At 40.0% G+C, this 16,179-nt stretch carries 13 protein-coding genes and 1 pseudogene; 9 read left to right on the plus strand and 5 right to left on the minus strand.

Features of this window, described 5'->3' with window-relative positions; all coding sequences use genetic code 11:
- The first annotated feature begins 120 nt into the window (after positions 1-120).
- The 5 genes from ABF638_RS05935 to ABF638_RS05955 all read left to right on the plus strand — a co-directional run bounded on the left by ABF638_RS05935 (position 121) and on the right by ABF638_RS05955 (position 6,482).
- Positions 121-1,125, plus strand: a complete 1,005-nt coding sequence (locus tag ABF638_RS05935) for a glycosyltransferase family 2 protein (protein ID WP_435021099.1) — start codon at positions 121-123, stop codon at positions 1,123-1,125.
- Between the two features lie 26 nt (positions 1,126-1,151).
- The gene (locus ABF638_RS05940; protein WP_435021101.1) at positions 1,152-2,639 is read left to right on the plus strand and encodes an NAD(P)/FAD-dependent oxidoreductase; all 1,488 of its coding nucleotides are present in this window, start codon (positions 1,152-1,154) and stop codon (positions 2,637-2,639) included.
- Positions 2,640-2,670: 31 nt separating this feature from the next.
- Complete coding sequence (locus tag ABF638_RS05945; protein WP_435021103.1) at positions 2,671-3,819, plus strand: glycosyltransferase 87 family protein; 1,149 nt, start codon at positions 2,671-2,673, stop codon at positions 3,817-3,819.
- Between the two features lie 185 nt (positions 3,820-4,004).
- Positions 4,005-4,745 carry an RNA methyltransferase gene (locus tag ABF638_RS05950; protein WP_181927719.1) on the plus strand — a complete coding sequence of 247 codons (741 nt, stop codon included), beginning with the start codon at positions 4,005-4,007 and terminating at the stop codon, positions 4,743-4,745.
- 174 nt (positions 4,746-4,919) lie between these two features.
- Positions 4,920-6,482, plus strand: coding sequence for a serine hydrolase (locus ABF638_RS05955; protein WP_435021105.1), 1,563 nt, complete (start codon positions 4,920-4,922; stop codon positions 6,480-6,482).
- 134 nt (positions 6,483-6,616) lie between these two features.
- On the opposite strand, the gene crtD is transcribed toward ABF638_RS05955, so the two are convergent.
- Entirely contained in the window at positions 6,617-8,131 is a 1,515-nt protein-coding gene (gene crtD, locus ABF638_RS05960; RefSeq protein ID WP_435021107.1) for a C-3',4' desaturase CrtD, read from the minus strand.
- A gap of 562 nt (positions 8,132-8,693) precedes the next feature.
- Here crtD and ABF638_RS05965 point away from each other — a divergent pair.
- The 4 genes from ABF638_RS05965 to ABF638_RS05980 all read left to right on the plus strand — a co-directional run bounded on the left by ABF638_RS05965 (position 8,694) and on the right by ABF638_RS05980 (position 11,993).
- Complete coding sequence (locus ABF638_RS05965; RefSeq protein WP_435021109.1) at positions 8,694-9,083, plus strand: hypothetical protein; 390 nt, start codon at positions 8,694-8,696, stop codon at positions 9,081-9,083.
- Between the two features lie 195 nt (positions 9,084-9,278).
- Positions 9,279-9,470: a type II toxin-antitoxin system VapC family toxin gene (locus tag ABF638_RS05970; RefSeq protein WP_435021121.1), complete on the plus strand. Its 192-nt coding sequence runs from the start codon at positions 9,279-9,281 to the stop codon at positions 9,468-9,470.
- Between the two features lie 228 nt (positions 9,471-9,698).
- Positions 9,699-11,009, plus strand: a complete 1,311-nt coding sequence (locus ABF638_RS05975) for a M16 family metallopeptidase (RefSeq protein WP_435021111.1) — start codon at positions 9,699-9,701, stop codon at positions 11,007-11,009.
- 120 nt (positions 11,010-11,129) lie between these two features.
- The gene (locus ABF638_RS05980; RefSeq protein ID WP_435021113.1) at positions 11,130-11,993 is read left to right on the plus strand and encodes a fructosamine kinase family protein; all 864 of its coding nucleotides are present in this window, start codon (positions 11,130-11,132) and stop codon (positions 11,991-11,993) included.
- Positions 11,994-12,120: 127 nt separating this feature from the next.
- Here the strand turns inward: ABF638_RS05980 and ABF638_RS05985 are convergent.
- The 4 genes and pseudogenes from ABF638_RS05985 to ABF638_RS06000 all read right to left on the minus strand — a co-directional run bounded on the left by ABF638_RS05985 (position 12,121) and on the right by ABF638_RS06000 (position 16,014).
- Positions 12,121-13,215: pseudogene (locus ABF638_RS05985) on the minus strand (transposase).
- Between the two features lie 363 nt (positions 13,216-13,578).
- The gene (locus ABF638_RS05990; RefSeq protein ID WP_435021115.1) at positions 13,579-14,907 is read right to left on the minus strand and encodes an IS701 family transposase; all 1,329 of its coding nucleotides are present in this window, start codon (positions 14,905-14,907) and stop codon (positions 13,579-13,581) included.
- Between the two features lie 244 nt (positions 14,908-15,151).
- Complete coding sequence (locus ABF638_RS05995; RefSeq protein WP_435021117.1) at positions 15,152-15,721, minus strand: transposase; 570 nt, start codon at positions 15,719-15,721, stop codon at positions 15,152-15,154.
- Positions 15,718-16,014: a hypothetical protein gene (locus ABF638_RS06000; protein WP_435021119.1), complete on the minus strand. Its 297-nt coding sequence runs from the start codon at positions 16,012-16,014 to the stop codon at positions 15,718-15,720. Before ABF638_RS06000 ends, ABF638_RS05995 begins: the two co-directional genes overlap by 4 nt.
- Positions 16,015-16,179: the final 165 nt, after the last annotated feature.

The following is a 16,179-nucleotide window of genomic DNA, read 5'->3' on the forward strand; positions in this document are numbered from 1 at the left end:
TAGAGATAAACAGCTGATACCTGTCACAGTTAACATCATATTTGCTACATAAAAACACAGCAAATATAATTTTTCTGGCTTGTTATATCGTAAAATTTTGCTAATTTGTAAACGAACACAATGATTTTCTCCACTGTGCCAATTATCTCTGTAATTATTCCTGTTTACAACGGAGGCGAGAGTTTTCACAGATGTCTTTCCAGCTTGTCTAAAGCCGCAGCTTCCGCTTATGAAATCATAGTTGTTGCTGATGGTGATACAGATGGTTCGTGGCTTGTAGCCAAAAATTTTGGAGTGACTGTAATTAGAAATGAAACTAATGCAGGGCCTGCACAAGCACGAAATTTAGGAGCGAAGCTAGCAAAAGGCGATGTACTTTTCTTTGTGGATGCTGATGTAGAGATTTATCCTGATACAATCGCTCAAGTTGCGATCGCCTTTCAAGAAGAAGCAGGTATAGATGCTTTAATTGGCTCCTATGATGACGCACCTGGTGCTAGTAATTTTCTCTCGCAATATAAGAATTTATTTCATCACTATACTCATCAGACAGCCTCTAGCAACGCCTCTACTTTTTGGGGAGCCTGTGGGGCAATCCGTCGCGACATATTCTTAGATATCGGCGGTTTTAATGAAAGTTACACTTGTATAGAAGATATTGAGTTAGGTTATCGACTCAAACATCATGGTTATCAAATTAAACTATACAAAAACATCCAAGTCAAACATCTAAAGCACTGGGGAGTAATTTCTCTGTTGAAAGCCGAATTTTTCTGCCGCGCCTTACCTTGGACTAAGCTAATATTGCGCGATCGCCAGATGATTAACGATTTAAATCTCAAGCTTAACAGTCGAATAAGCGTCATCTTGTTGTATCTTGTTCTTGCGATCTCCATAATATCTTGTATCTTACCAACTATTTTTATATCCACATATTTTCTACTCCTATTTCTGTTAATCTTGAATTTACCAGTTTACCAATTCTTTTTTCAAAAAAGAGGGTTTTTGTTCACAACGAAAGCTATAGCTTGGCATTGGATTTACTACTTTTATAGTGGACTAGCATTTGCTATTGGTTTTGCCAATTATCGAATTTATCATCCAAATAAAAAAGTTTCGTATTAGCATTAGGTAAATAATTTAACAATTTAATGGTAAATTTAAAAAAATATCCTGTAGTCATTATTGGTGCTGGACCTGCTGGTTTAACAGCTGCTTACAAACTTGTAAAACAAGGAATTAAACCTGTAGTGCTGGAAAAAGCAGATCGGGTAGGTGGTATTTCTCGAACTGAGGTTTACAAAGGCTATCGCTTTGATATTGGTGGACACCGATTTTATACTAAAGTTGAAGAAATTGAGCAACTTTGGCACGAAGTCTTGGGAGAAGATTTTATTCAAGTTCCACGTCTGTCACGTATTTATTACCGGGATAAATTTTTCAATTATCCCCTATCTTTATTCAACACCTTGTCAAATCTGGGATTGATAGAGAGTTTATTAATTTTATTGAGCTACTTTCAAGCCAAACTTTGGCCCTCACCTCAAGAAGAAACTTTAGATAAGTGGGTAACTAATCGTTTCGGTAAACGCCTCTACAAAGTATTTTTCAAAACTTATACCGAAAAAGTGTGGGGAATACCCTGCAATAAAATTCAGGCAGAATGGGCAGCACAACGCATTAAGGGATTATCATTAAAAACATCAATCCTTAACGCTTTGTTTGGTACTAATAATACTAAAACTCTGATCAAAAAATTTGATTACCCAGTGTTGGGTCCTGGGATGATGTGGGAGCGTTTCCAAGAAGCTGTAGAAAATGAAAGCGGTGAAGTCTGTTTAAATACGAGAGTTATTAGTGTTCAACGAAAAGATAATCATATTACAAAAGTTCTTGCACAGCAGGACGGAAAAACTATCCAAATATCCGGTGAGCATTTCATCTCCAGTATCCCTGTGACAACACTAATTCACCGACTAGATCCCCCAGCACCAGAAGAAGTAATTCAAGCAGCAAAATCACTTAATTATCGCAACTTTATTATTGTTGCCCTCATACTTGATGTAAAAGACCTGTTTGCTGATAATTGGATTTACATCCACAGTGGAGAAGTGAAAGTAGGTCGCATCCAGAACTTTAAAAATTGGAGTGCTGCTATGGTTCCAGATCCAAACAAAACCTGTTTAGGTTTAGAGTACTTCTGTAGCGATGGAGATCAAATTTCCTCTATGACTGATGCTGAACTGCTGAATTTAGCAACGAAAGAACTGAAGAAGCTAAAGCTTGCTAATGTCAATACTATTATAGATGGTGTTGTATTGCGTCAGCCAAAAGCTTATCCAGTATACGATTGCAATTATCGCCAGCATTTACAAGTCATTCAAACATTTTTGGCAGGCTTTGATAATCTCCAAACTATTGGGCGCAATGGAATGCACCGATATAATAATCAAGACCACTCTATGCTAACCGGAATACTTGCAGTTAGAAATATACTTGGAGAGAAACATAACTTGTGGAATGTCAATACCGAACGCTCATACTACGAAGAATTTACAAAAAATGACCTAAATTCAACCGTAGAAACAAAGGCAGACGATTTGGATATCAAGCATCGTGATAAAGTTGTCAAAATATAAACTAAAATACTAAAACTTAAGTAGAAATATAATGAAACCTTCACATAACTTTTTCAATGGAAGAAACATTATATTATTTGTATCCACAATCTTAAGTCTACTTTGTTTAGCTTATTTTACCAAAGGCTTTTACCATTTAATATTTGATCCAACTGGTGCAAAAGATTTACACAGCCGATGGCAAGAGCAACAATACATTTATCGCGGTTTATATCCTTATGATATGAGAAAAGATTCTCCCCAAATCATTGCTGAACTTGGCCCGATCATTTCAGGAGGGTATCCCCCTTGGGCTTTTTTCACAGGCTTTGTCGTATTTCCGCCGATTTCCTGGGAATTAACTCGGTGGTATCATGCCTTTCTCAATATAATATCACTATCCATTTTGGGCTGGTTTGCTTATCAAATTGGACGACCATACGGTAAATTAAAAGCTTGGTTTACAACAGTTGCTTGTTTATCAATTAGTAGTCACACTACTACTCTTGGGCTAGGTCAATATGGCATTATCATTAATGCTCTTTTAATTGGAGTATTTTGCTTTCTACAAAATCGCCAAAATATCATAGCAGGCTTATTATTAGGTTTGGCACTAGCGAAACCTAACATCTCTGCGCTTTATTTTTTTGTATTAATTGTTCGTAAGCAAACGCGCTCTGTATTAGCCTGTTGTCTATATATCTTAGTAGCAAGTTCGGTAATTGGAGGACTAGTCAAGCTTTCTCCTATTTATATGCTATTTAGCGAGATTCAAGTAGCTTCTTACTTTGTCCAATCAGGCAGTTCTGGTATCAATATTCTGATGAATCTGGGAATTAATCCAGCAGTAGCAATAATCTTGTCTGGTTTATTGGCTACATCAATAATATTATTAGTGTTGTTTTGTATAAAAAATAGTAATTTAATTTATCTTTTTGCGATTGCTTCTGTTATAGGTAGACTATGGACTTATCATCTAATTTATGATAATGTTATGCTAATATTTTTATTAATAGCAGTCATTAAGATGACTTGGGATAAGCCCAATCAGTCAAATATTGTAGTATTAAGTTTAGTTTTAATGAGTCTAGTAATTCCAGCGAAAATTGCTGAATTTCCTTATGCCATAATTCTCCAAAGTGTGATTTGGATTGGATCTGTGATTTACCTATTGATTTTCCAAAAAGAATATCAAAGATAACAAGGGTAATTATGATCAACTACTTATGGTTACTTACAGCTACTAAATGCGCCCATTAACTTTTCAGACCTACCTTAATAATTTACCTGGAAAGTTAGAATAATATCAGGGAGATTTTTCAGCAGAACCACGACGCTGAAAATTAGCCTGTAAGTATTATCTGGTGCGATCGCAGGAGGCAAAAAATGGGCTTGGCTGGATTAAGAATTGTGTTGGTAGAACCAGCTGGGCCGATAAATATCGGCGCGATCGCCAGGGTGATGAAAAATTTCGGGCTATATAATTTAGTATTAGTGAACCCCCAATGCGATCCGCTATCGACGGAAGCTTTGATGATGGCTGTTCATGCTCAGGAAATTATAGAATCTGCGGTACTAGTAGCAACCTTACCAGAAGCATTGCATGGATGTGTCAGGGCGATCGCTACCACTGGTCGCGTTCGCAGTTGGGAAACTCCCTTAGAAAACCCCCGCACTGCCCTACCCTGGCTACTGGAGGAACCAGAAAAACCCACAGCACTGATTTTTGGCAGGGAAGACCGGGGATTAAGCAATGAAGAATTAAATTATGCACAGCGGTTTGTTGGCATTCCCACAAGTAAAGATTATGTCGCCCTAAATTTGGCTACCGCCGTGGCAATCTGTTGTTATGAATTGTCACAATGTGCCCAACAATCTGACACTCAGCCCTTACCCCAAACTGAACTTGCACCCTTAGATGTTGTGGAAGGATATTATCAGCAATTAGAATCACTATTACTGAAAATTGGTTACGTGTATCCCCATACGGCAGCTAGTCGCATGGAAAAATTTCGCCAAATGTATAATCGCGCTCACCTGAAAACAGGGGAAGTATATATGCTCCGAGGAATTTTGCAGCAGGTAGAATGGGCCCTTAAAAACCAAAGAGATGGTGAAAACTTGTAATAATTCGTTTAATATATACGCAATCATCCCCCCAAAATATTTAACATAGCTTAAACTAAACGTAAAAATGCTACTTAGTGGCAAAGTGAAATTTGAGTATTAATATTGCTTAAAGATTAAGTTTTGGGTCAGGAGTCTGCAAGAAAACAGTCAAGTGGGTCACAAGGAGTAACGGTGTCAGAGTCAAGTGACGAACTAACAGCTTTCTCGCGGCGTCAACCCCTAAATCGCCGCCAGCGTCCACAAAAAGTTCAAAAAGTGGCACAGAAGAAAGTTAAAGCCAACAGCCAGCAGCAAACTGTCAGTGGACGAAAAGCGGCGCTAACACGCCCAAAAAATCAAATCAGTCCTCCCCCAACCCCTGGTGCTACACGTAGGGTCAAATCGGGGTTAGTCATGCCAACGGCAGTAAAACCAATGCCTAGTGTCAAGGGGAAAATTCCTCCCTTTCGACCGGGTGCTGTGATGGTGAAAACGGTGCGGATGGAAAAGCCAAAAATGGGTAGGCGCTCATCGCGGAAAACGCGGTTAAAGCCAATGGCCAAAACTGTATTGTATGTTTTACGGTTATTAATTGTGGGTGTTGGGATGGGTGCAATTGTGGGCACGGTGTTGTCAGTATTAGACCCAGCTAATCGCATCAGTACATCGGCGTCTCCATCTAATAGTAATGTGGTGCGATCGCAGCCACAACCCACCCAAACTCCCCCAGCCGCAGCTGCGAGTATGTATTTATCTCAAGAAATTACCTCTTTGAAAAATGCCGTGCAAAATTTGGCGGACACCAACCCAAATCTCACACCGGGAGTTTTCTTATTAGATTTGGATACAGGTAATTATGTAGATGTCAATGGCTCTACCAGTTTTCCGGCGGCTAGCACGATTAAAGTGCCAATTTTGATTGCCTTTTTCCAGGATGTGGATGCGGGGAAAATTCGTCTGGATGAAATGCTGACCATGCAACAGGATATGGTCGCTGGCGGTTCGGGAAATCTGCAATACAAACCAGCCGGAACCCAGTACGCTGCTCTGGAAGTCGCCACCAAAATGATTACAATCAGCGACAACACGGCGACAAATATGCTGATTGCCCGACTCGGAGGCATAGACGCTTTAAACCAGCGTTTCCGTACTTGGGGATTGACAGCCACAATAATTCGCAATCAACTTCCAGATTTGCAAGGGACAAACACCACAACTCCCAAGGAACTAGGGAATTTGATGGCGATTGTGAGTCAAGGAAATTTAGTCAGTATGCCATCACGCGATCTCATGCTCGATATCTTGCGTCGTACTCAGAGAGACTCTCTGCTACCATCGGGTTTGGGGGCAGGCGCAAGAGTGTACCACAAAACTGGCGATATCGGCACAATGTTAGCAGATGCAGGTTTAATTGGTGTTCCAACTGGTAAGCGCTATGTAGCTGCTGTCATGGTACAACGCCCCAATAACGACCCTCGCGCCGAAAAATTGATTAGCTCAATTTCTCGTGTTGCCTACCAAGAATTTAGCCAGATTCCTGTCACACCTAACAGTCCTACAAGCACTATACCCACAAACGGTTATCAGCCCCAGCTTGTGAATCCTGCTTTACCCAACGGGACAACAGGCAGCGTACCGATGAGTGTTTATCAGCCTCCTGTTGTGAGTCCTGTACCCAACGGTATGGGAAGTACTGTACCCACAAACGGTTATCAATCTCCAGTTGTAAATCCCCAGTATTATCCTCCGAGATAATTCATACAGCAGTTTTCTTTTGTATGAAGTACAAAGCTACGGGTTTTGAGGCAGGGAGTAGGAACTCTTTATATCTGATGCATGAGTTCTGCATTTTGTACCTCAGTTACTTGCAAACTGCTGTAAGTAAAGTACTACATTTGCGCTTCAATTTGCCTGACTACTGTTAGCGCTGAGTAACTCACCCCAGCGGTGCCTTCTCCTGGATGGGTGGAGTCACCAACTAACCACAGATGTTGGATGGGTGTACGATTTGCGAAGCCAAAGGGGCCAAAGGTGGGTATTCTTTGACCAATACCACCGACTATACCGCGATCGCGGGCTGTGAAATGAGCAAAGGTGCGGGGTGTTGCCGCTTCTTGATAAAGAATAGTTTCTGGTTTGAGATAAAAGTATTGAGCTAGACGAGCGATCGCTTCTTGGGTAAACTTTTGTTTTAGTCCTTCATAATCATCAGTCTGCCACCACTCTGTAGGATCGACAAATGAAGAAGCGATAATTGTCGCTTTCCCCTCTGGTGCGCGACCGTCTCCAGGATGACTGACGGAAACAAATAGGGAATTATTCTCGCCAATCGGGCCATCAGCATCGTACAGAAATTGGAGATGGGGAGGACATCCAGGCGGAATCGCACTTGCATCCACACCCAAATACACCACAAAAGCACCCGATGCTTGGGGTAGTTTTTCCACACGGTTTTTATAACCAGATGGCGCTTGTTCTCCCAATAACTGCACCAAGTTTTGTACGGTGACGTTACTAATTATGTGGTCGGCTGGTTCTGTCCAGACTTCGCCAGTTTTCTGATTTCTAATTACTACAGCACTGGCTTTGCCGTTTTCTACTTTGATTTGTTCTACAGTGTGGCGCATCAATAACTTGCCGCCATCTCTTTCTAAGGATTGTACCAAGCGATCGCTTAATACTTGCATACTTCCCTGGAGGTGAAACAATCCTTGGGGCAGTTGGGATACACTCAACGCCGTCGCTGCATAAAGTAATGCTGTTTCTTCTGCATTGACTTGGGAATACAACTTCAGTTGCAAATCCAAAAAAGTTCTCAATCGTTGGTCATTACCTAATCCACATAACCGTAAAGCATCTCCTACCGTAAACAAAGTGAAGGGTACAGTAATTAATGTACTGGGACGCACCGCCTGAGCTAACTGCCACAAATCCCATAAATTACGCGGTGGTAGTACCGGGTCACGTCCTTGAAATTCCCAACTCGCATCAAACAAAGTTGCCATCAACTGCCAAAACGGTTCGCTACCGGGGAATTGTTTTTGCCGTTCCTCTTGCCATTTCTCTTGGTCGCGCCAAACATTGATGGGTGTGCTTTCCCCAGGTAAATATACCGCACAAGCAGGGTCACAAGGCGTTGCTGCCGGTAAATCTATTTCTAATTCTGAGAAAATGCGGTGGTGAATTCCCCCTGGTTCTAACCCTGCAACTTGAGTTGCTCCCACATCAAAGGTAAATCCCTGGCGTTTAAACGTCGAAGCACAGCCTCCTGGTACGAGGGCTTGGTCTAGAATGAGGACGCTGTAACCTCTATGAGCTAATAATGCCCCAGCAGTCAGTCCACCTATTCCTGCACCAATAACGACTACATTAGATTTACTTTTGTCAATAGAAATGCTGGACATCGATATTTATTTTTATAATTCTTAACATTGCTATTCATAATTTTATAGCGTGATTGATTAAACCACAATCTTCGTTAGGGGCGCATCCCATTGCAATACTTGTCGGTTAAGGGTAAAAGGGGAAGGGGAAAGGGGAAAGAAAAACCTTTAACCTTTAACCTTTAACCTTTAACCTTTTCCCAAACCCTATTCCGAAAAAATGCAAAAACCGAGCAGTATTGCATCCCATTGGTGTCAACTTAATGCGAAACTGGCGGTTAGAAACCGCACGCCAGGTGCTTCAAGTCGGCGGAGCCGCCCAACGTACTGGCTCGTCTACACAAAGAAAAGCTACCGATCTTGGGTTTCAAACCCTTAATTTTCGTTAGTCCGCGGAGGCGGACTTTGCCTGTGTAGCCGCGTTCACGCAGTGTGCCGCAGGCAATTCTATTCTAAGTTGATGACTTGGTTGCATGGAAGTGCTATCACGTCTAAAAACCTTGGCTAGACAGATTAAAATAGTGGTGGAATAGAATTTACTTTCTAGTCGTTAACTGTAGTTAATTTGATAACTAAGAGTATTATGTATATTAACGAAAAAGTACGTTTAATATCATCTACACTATCTTCTTTAGCCATTTTAGAGTTAACATTGTTGAGAGGAATAATTGATTCTCTTATTACAAACAAGGGAGACAATGTTAGAGTAAGTATTTTTTTCAGTGGCGATCAAGTCCAAGTTCTTAGTTCTGGTATTAGTCAGAATAAAACAACTATTCCTCAAACTTCATTCACGACTGAATGGACTGAGGTTAAGAACCCTGTAATCAGTTATACAATTAATGAAATAAAACAATTATCTCCCACTCAAAACTCTCCTAGACCATTAGGTATTTGGAAAGGACAAGTAGAAATATCAGAAGATTTTCATAAAACATCAAGTGATATTATTTCTGAATTTGGTATTGAATAATAATGGAGTTATTACTTGATACCTGTGCTGTAATATGGTCACTTGAAGATAACTCTTGTCTTTTGCCTGAAGTTCGTAAACAAATTTCAGATTCTTCAAATAAAGTGGTTGTTAGTGCTGCTAGTGTTTGGGAAATAGAAATAAAAAGAAAAAAAAGGACAGCTTAAAACCCCAGATAATTTAATACAAGCCATCATTGATACTGATTTTAGTTTTTTATCAATAACCGAACACCACGCTGTTAAAGCAGCATCGTTACCTGAGCATCATAAAGACCCTTTTGATAGGCTTTTAATAGCACAAGCGATACTAGAAAAGATGATTATAATTACTTCTGATACTCAATTTATAAATTATGGAGTACCACTTTTATTTGCTACAAAATAATTAAAAAGATGTAATAGTATCTAGATTGACACTTTGAAAGGGCTAGTACAGCACGGCGTAAATAAACCACCCATTCCCAATCAACAAAACCCTTACGCTGTCTTCATTTTTAATTTTTAATTTTTAATTCCGCCTTGCGGTACTAGTCCTGAAAACTACAAAACTTCACTGAGCAGTAAGTCGCAGATAAGATAAAGAAGTAACATCGCTCCTCACACACAAGTAGCAATGACCTCAACCCTACGGAAATTTCCCCGTCTTAATGCTCCGGCACTGCACTACTTGCCCAATGGTTTGACAATCATTGCCGAGCAAATGCCAGTTGAAGCCGTAAACCTCAATTTGTGGATTAAAGTTGGCTCTGCTGTAGAACCTGATGCCATTAACGGCATGGCTCACTTTTTAGAACACATGATTTTTAAAGGAACAGAACGACTGGCTAGCGGCGAATTTGAACGTCGAATTGAAGAACGGGGTGCTGTTACTAATGCTGCTACTAGCCAGGACTATACTCATTACTATATAACTACTGCACCCAAAGATTTTGCCGAGCTTGCACCACTACAAATAGATGTAGTATCTAACGCGAGTATTCCTGATGATGCCTTTGAACGTGAGCGATTGGTAGTTTTGGAAGAAATTAGGCGTTCAGAGGATAATCCCCAGCGACGGACATATCGGCGGGCGATGGAGACAGCTTTTGATGAGCTACCTTATCGCCGTGCGGTATTGGGGCCAGAATCGGTGATTGCCGAACTTAAACCCCAGCAGATGCGAGATTTTCATACTAATTGGTATCAACCCCAGTCAATTACTGCTGTGGCTGTGGGCAATTTACCCGTCGAAGAATTAATTGCAACAGTTGCTGAAGGATTTACAAAAGCCGCTAAAACTCCCCACTCCCCACTCCCTATTCCCCATTACCCCTTATCTCCAGAGGGGGTCCCACCTTCTCCACTCAGCCCTGAATCACCATTTACAGAAATTGTCCGTCGAGAATTTATCGATGAAAGTCTGCAACAAGCAAGGCTAGTGATGGTTTGGCGGGTTCCCGGAATGACCCAGTTAGATCGCACCTATGGATTGGATGTTTTAGCAGGAATTTTGGGACACGGACGGACATCAAGACTAGTGAGGGATTTACGAGAAGAACGGGGATTGGTTTCTTCAATTTCTGTGAGCAACATGAGCAATCAGCTGCAAGGGATATTTTATATTTCAGCTAAATGTGCAGTGGAAAATTTAGCAGTTGTAGAGGATGCGATCGCTCAACACATTGGTAAACTACAAACAGAGTTGGTAACAGAATCAGAAATTGCCCGTATACGGCGGCGAGTAGCTAACAGATTTATATTTGGTAACGAAACACCAAGCGATCGCTCTGGGTTGTATGGTTATTATCAATCTTTGGTGGGAGATTTGGAACCCGCCTTTAACTACCCAGCGATAATTCAGAGTCAAGATGCAACAGACTTGATGCAAGCAGCTAAAGAGTATCTTTCCCCAGATGCTTATGGCGTGGTTTTTGTAAAGCCGTAAATTAAAAATTGGGAATAGGGCATGGGGCATTGGGCATGGGGAAGAGGAAAATAATTAATAATCAGTACCAATGCCCAGTTATTAATCCAAAATCCAAAATCTAAAATCCAAAATTGCATCATGTGGACTCAAATCGACACCCATATTAGCCAGGTAACTGGCGAAAAATTTCAGAGTCAGCAACGGCGATCGGTTGGTGGTGGGTGCATCAACCAAGGCTATGCTGTTTCTAATGGTGAGATAACCTACTTCGTCAAGCTTAACGAAGTATCTCAAGTTGCAATGTTTGAAGCTGAGGCGATGGGTTTAAAGGAAATGCTAGCAACAGCTAGTATTCGCGTCCCCAAACCAATTTGCTGGAGTACTGCTGATAATTCTAGCTACATCGTTCTGGAATGGTTAGAACTTGGTAGCGGTAACAGTAACTCATGGGAAGAGATGGGGCACAAGTTAGCGGCGATGCACAAAGCTAGCAGCAGTCAAGGTTTTGGTTGGAAAATTAACAATACCATTGGTTCCACACCTCAAATTAATACTTGGACACCAGACTGGACGGAATTTTATATTAAACATCGTTTGGGTTATCAATTTCAATTGGCAAGGCGGCGGGGAGGTAATTTTCCCCAGCAAGACAAGTTACTAGCAGCGATTCCTGAACTATTGGCAAATCGTGAGGTGCAACCTTCTTTAGTACACGGCGATTTATGGGGCGGAAATGCTGGGTGTACTGTGTCGGGAGAACCTGTGATATTTGATCCAGCAACTTATTTTGGCGATCGCGAAGTTGATATCGCCATGACAGAATTGTTTGGTGGTTTCCCAGCAGCATTTTATCAGGGTTACAACGAGGTATTTCCGTTAGATTCAGGCTATGAACGCAGAAAAATACTCTATAACCTGTATCACATTTTGAATCACTTCAATTTATTTGGCGGCGGTTACGATTCGCAAGCCAACCGGATGATTGACCAGATTTTGCGCTAAGTAGGGCTTGCTGAAAAAGTCGTATTTAAGGCAGATCGAGAATCAATTAACAATGCTTGTAAGTAGAAACAATAAAATATTATATGAATCAAAATGATTCATATAATATTTTCTAATCACCCAAACCTTAAAATAGGGTAAATACAGCATTTACTAAAATAAATACAAAAAAAGTCATAATAATCCGCCGTAGTAATGCGGAAAGATTCATGACTAGAAAATTTATAGCAATTGCTGTTTCAGAAGTATTAGAAAGTTTGGTCATCAATCAAGCAAGGCTATATCTTCTTTTTGCTTCTCCAAATTTCCCTTCAATACAATTACGGTCTCTCTCGTCTAATTGTGTCTGTTTTTTTGTTTCTTTACTGATATTTTTTGGAGGTCGTCCTAATGGTATACCACTAATTCCTCTTTCTTTACACCATTTTCTATTGTCTTTGGTTCGATAAATCTGGTCTACATGTATAGATTATAGATTTCTTAAGAGATATTGTAGTTGTCTTTTTATTGCTTTTATTCTTTGTTTTTTCGATGGTCGTCGCTTTTTCGCTACGTCTAGATATTCTTTTCTAGCTGTATTTCTATAAGTTCTAGGTTTTTTATTTTCGTTGTCATCTAATTCTTCATACAGAATATCTATTATTTCTTCTGTTTGCTCTCTCGATCAAGTTCAATAATCCTAAATCTGTCGGATATTTAATATCTGCTGGTACACAAGTTGCATCTAATTTTAATTTACCTTGATTTCTTTCTTCATTTATTTTTTCTTCTCCTCCACTGCTAATAACTTTTTTTCATTTACTTCTTCATTTTCTTCCTCTCGACTATTCTTGACCATACTCTGATTCATTCTATTAACTAATCCAATATCTATTCTTTGTCTAAAATGGACGAGCATTGATGCTTCAAATGGTGCTTCATTACTATACTTATTCAACCCTATAAAGTACTGTAAATAAGGATTCTCTCTTATCTGTTCTACTGTCTCTCTATCACTTAATCCCAATCTTTCCTTGATTATTAAAGCTCCGATAGCTGTCCGAAAGGACTTTGCTGGTGCCCCCATTTCAATCGTAAATTGTTGAGCATATTCATCTTCAAATTCTGACCAAGGAATTAAATTAGCCATTATGACCCATCTATTATCCTCTGCCAATTTCCCCTCAAATGGCAGTTCAAACTTTTCTATTGGGGTGGCTGGGGTCTCCATTTTTCTATACATTTTTTATACTGATGTTAGGGTTTTGAGCCATTCTACTTGATTTTCTTGCACTTTTACCCAACCTATAGACCTCAATTAATATTTGTACAAGGGTTTCAGCTTTAATCAGCAAGCCCTACTTAATGAATGTTAACCCCAACTCCTGGGCTAAGACTTTGGCGTAATCTTCAGCAAAAAGTTGAACTTTGGGATGCTTAGTAAAGCCGCAACTTTATTGGAAGTGAATGTACGCGGCTATTGTGAGACTAGCGAGGAGAATTTAGACCGCCTCTGCGAGCTGTACCAAGAGGTTGAAGAGCGGATTGAAGGAATATATCCCTCTTCTGTCACTTTCCGGAATAAGTAAGTAGTAAATAAGTTAAATTATCCAGAAGCATAACCAGGTTTAAATTGATTCATTGCAGCAATTAAATGATTAAATCCTAGCAATAAATGTGAATTAGGGAAAATACTTAACCAGGGATAAATCAACCAAAATAGTAAAAGTGGTTGGATAATTAGACGCAGATTATTTAAAGTATTTTTCCATCCGTATTCGTGGTTCCATTGCGGATGATCAGAAAAATCAACATCATTATTTTCTTCTGCCTCAGTCTCAATTTGACGAGATTGATTTAAGCCTAAGAAGACTGGAGAATTTAAACTAATCATCGTGTAAACACAAAAAATAATCTCCCACCATCTCTCAATATGTTGGAAATTAGTGAAACGGTAATCTGTCCAGCCTAGTTCCTGTTTACACTGTCGAAACCCATATTCTACCCAGGTTCTTAATCCATATAAATCGCCTAAAGTCTTCTTCAAATTTCCTTGAAGATTCGTCATCACGAAGGAGGTAGAATTTTCTGGCATAGTTTCTGGGTCAGTAGTTATTTCCCAGTAAGTTATGGCTCTTTTTTTACCATAAATTATTTCCCTAATGTATCTAGTTTCTGATTTTTGATTGCTAAATGTTCTTTCAAATTTACACCATTTATTCGCCCTAACGCCTTGTCCTGCTGGCAACCAGACTCCATGATTACTTCTTATTGATACAACGTAACCTAAATTGTATTCAGCTATTTTTCTAATAAATTGGCTACTTTCACCATATAAACTATCAGCCAGTACTAATTCAATATTAAACCCTGATTCAATTAGCTCTGTAATAATTTCTGATGCTAGCTCTATTTTCGTTTTGTATTTATCCGACTCCTTTAGTGTTCCTTTTGGTTTAAATACTTTTACAATTAATGGAAAAGTTATATTAGAGTAAACTCCATAAGCATTGACTGAAACTATCCCATTATCTATCTTCCCCACGCTTCCCAAATATTGTCTAGCCACATAATCAGTCTTTTTACCTTTTTTTCTATCTCCGGTTTCATCTATAACTACTGTAATTGCCTGACCATCTAATTCTTTCTTCAGTTTATTTAATCTTCGTTGTTTTAACTTATTTACTGACCAATCTGAATTGGCTAGAAAATGATGTAATGATTGAGCGGAGTTTATACTTACGACTTTCGCTATCTCTGGTAACGATTTTCTTTGAATTTGGGACATTATCCCCAGATGTAAATATTTGAAGCACTCATAATTTCTTACTTCTTTAAACAGGTCTTTATACTCTGCACAATATTCATCTATGGTGGCAACTGTTGGGTGAGCATCTCTTGCCAAATGTTTTAAGATTTGTAATTCTACATCCATTGACCTACTTACCTTTCAGGGTTTTATTTTTTTATTCTTTTATTCAGAATACCCGGAAAGTGACAGAAGAGGGATAATAGTGCGAATTAGGCAGGTATAACCCCTCCATTTTGTCTTTTATAGATATTTACTCCCAAATATTGGAATTTTAAATACCAGAGTATAGAATAGTACTTCTAGGGCGGGCATCTTGTTTACTCTAGCTTTTTATAGGTGTTTACTACGATACCTGTCTAAATGTTATTTAGCCGCCAGATAAAAGTTTGGCAGTAGAGACGTGAGGATGCTTAGGATCTTTGACCAGAGGCGGCTTCTTTTTCTTTTGGGTTCGGGGCTGTTTGAGAAAACGTGTTAGATGAACTTTTTGAGCTAAATCCTGGAGCATAAAAGCGAAATCGGGCAAAGCCAGCTCGCCAAAACACAGCCATGCGGTCGGTGGAATCGCAATCATCATGCCACGGTAGGTGCTGTGAATTTCATCAACGACATAGAAATCAGACAAGGATGCGTCAATTTTGCCGACACCATGAACGCTGGCTAAAGCAGCTCTCAAGGTTGCCAGCAGATTGTAAGCTACTAAAGCTAGGGCAAAACTGAAGAGAGCGGCTTTGGGATAAGCCAATGTGTTAATTTCGCCTTCAAAGTTCTGTGTCACCGTTAAAAATAACCGCTCCACCTGCCAACGTTCTCTGTACAATTGCATAACTTGTTGAGCACTCGCATCCTTGGTGGGCAGATTTGTCAACACCACAATCTCGTCATCACCATGTCGAGACGGTGTGGTTAAGCGCAGAACAATCCGACGCAATTTCATGGTTTGCTCTGCTCCCCACGCTGAATCTCAATCGGTTGTTCCCATAATTCACCGCCCTCCACTTGACCACAGGATTTCAATTCTTTGATGGCTGTCCAAGGCAAGTTTTGATGTTCTCTAATCGCGAAACTGGCTTTTCGTTGGAGAATTCCTGACAGAAAATCGAGTGTACACATATTGCGGTCAGCTATCCATAATTGTTTTGTTTCGACCGTTTCCAATACCTGTGCAAACAATCGCCGCTCCTGGGCATGTCCATCTTCACAAGGGAAAATATCTACGGCTAGCCGCAATTGTGGGGAGCATCTCAGCTTTGCTAGAACATATGAACTAGTAAGTGGGGGTGAAAATCATCGAAAATAAAGGAATAAATTAACCCCCACTGAATCAACAATGGAAGCAGCTATAGGAATCCGCTTTGATTTCTGAACTAATTTGCGTAGGCAGGCAATAGGCAA

It is taken from the genome of Nostoc sp. CALU 1950 (assembly GCF_051172895.1).
Classification (GTDB): Bacteria; Cyanobacteriota; Cyanobacteriia; order Cyanobacteriales; family Nostocaceae; genus Nostoc; species Nostoc edaphicum_A.

What these genes read in the sequence shown, in the direction of transcription:
- ABF638_RS05935 (WP_435021099.1), top strand. Translation starts at nt 121, where the DNA reads ATGATTTTCTCCACTGTGCCAATTATCTCTGTAATTATTCCTGTTTAC.
- ABF638_RS05940 (WP_435021101.1), top strand. Translation starts at nt 1,152, where the DNA reads ATGGTAAATTTAAAAAAATATCCTGTAGTCATTATTGGTGCTGGACCT.
- ABF638_RS05945 (WP_435021103.1), top strand. Translation starts at nt 2,671, where the DNA reads ATGAAACCTTCACATAACTTTTTCAATGGAAGAAACATTATATTATTT.
- ABF638_RS05950 (WP_181927719.1), top strand. Translation starts at nt 4,005, where the DNA reads ATGGGCTTGGCTGGATTAAGAATTGTGTTGGTAGAACCAGCTGGGCCG.
- crtD (WP_435021107.1), bottom strand. Translation starts at nt 8,131, where the DNA reads ATGTCCAGCATTTCTATTGACAAAAGTAAATCTAATGTAGTCGTTATT.
- ABF638_RS05965 (WP_435021109.1), top strand. Translation starts at nt 8,694, where the DNA reads ATGTATATTAACGAAAAAGTACGTTTAATATCATCTACACTATCTTCT.
- ABF638_RS05975 (WP_435021111.1), top strand. Translation starts at nt 9,699, where the DNA reads ATGACCTCAACCCTACGGAAATTTCCCCGTCTTAATGCTCCGGCACTG.
- ABF638_RS05980 (WP_435021113.1), top strand. Translation starts at nt 11,130, where the DNA reads ATGTGGACTCAAATCGACACCCATATTAGCCAGGTAACTGGCGAAAAA.
- ABF638_RS05990 (WP_435021115.1), bottom strand. Translation starts at nt 14,907, where the DNA reads ATGGATGTAGAATTACAAATCTTAAAACATTTGGCAAGAGATGCTCAC.
- ABF638_RS05995 (WP_435021117.1), bottom strand. Translation starts at nt 15,721, where the DNA reads ATGAAATTGCGTCGGATTGTTCTGCGCTTAACCACACCGTCTCGACAT.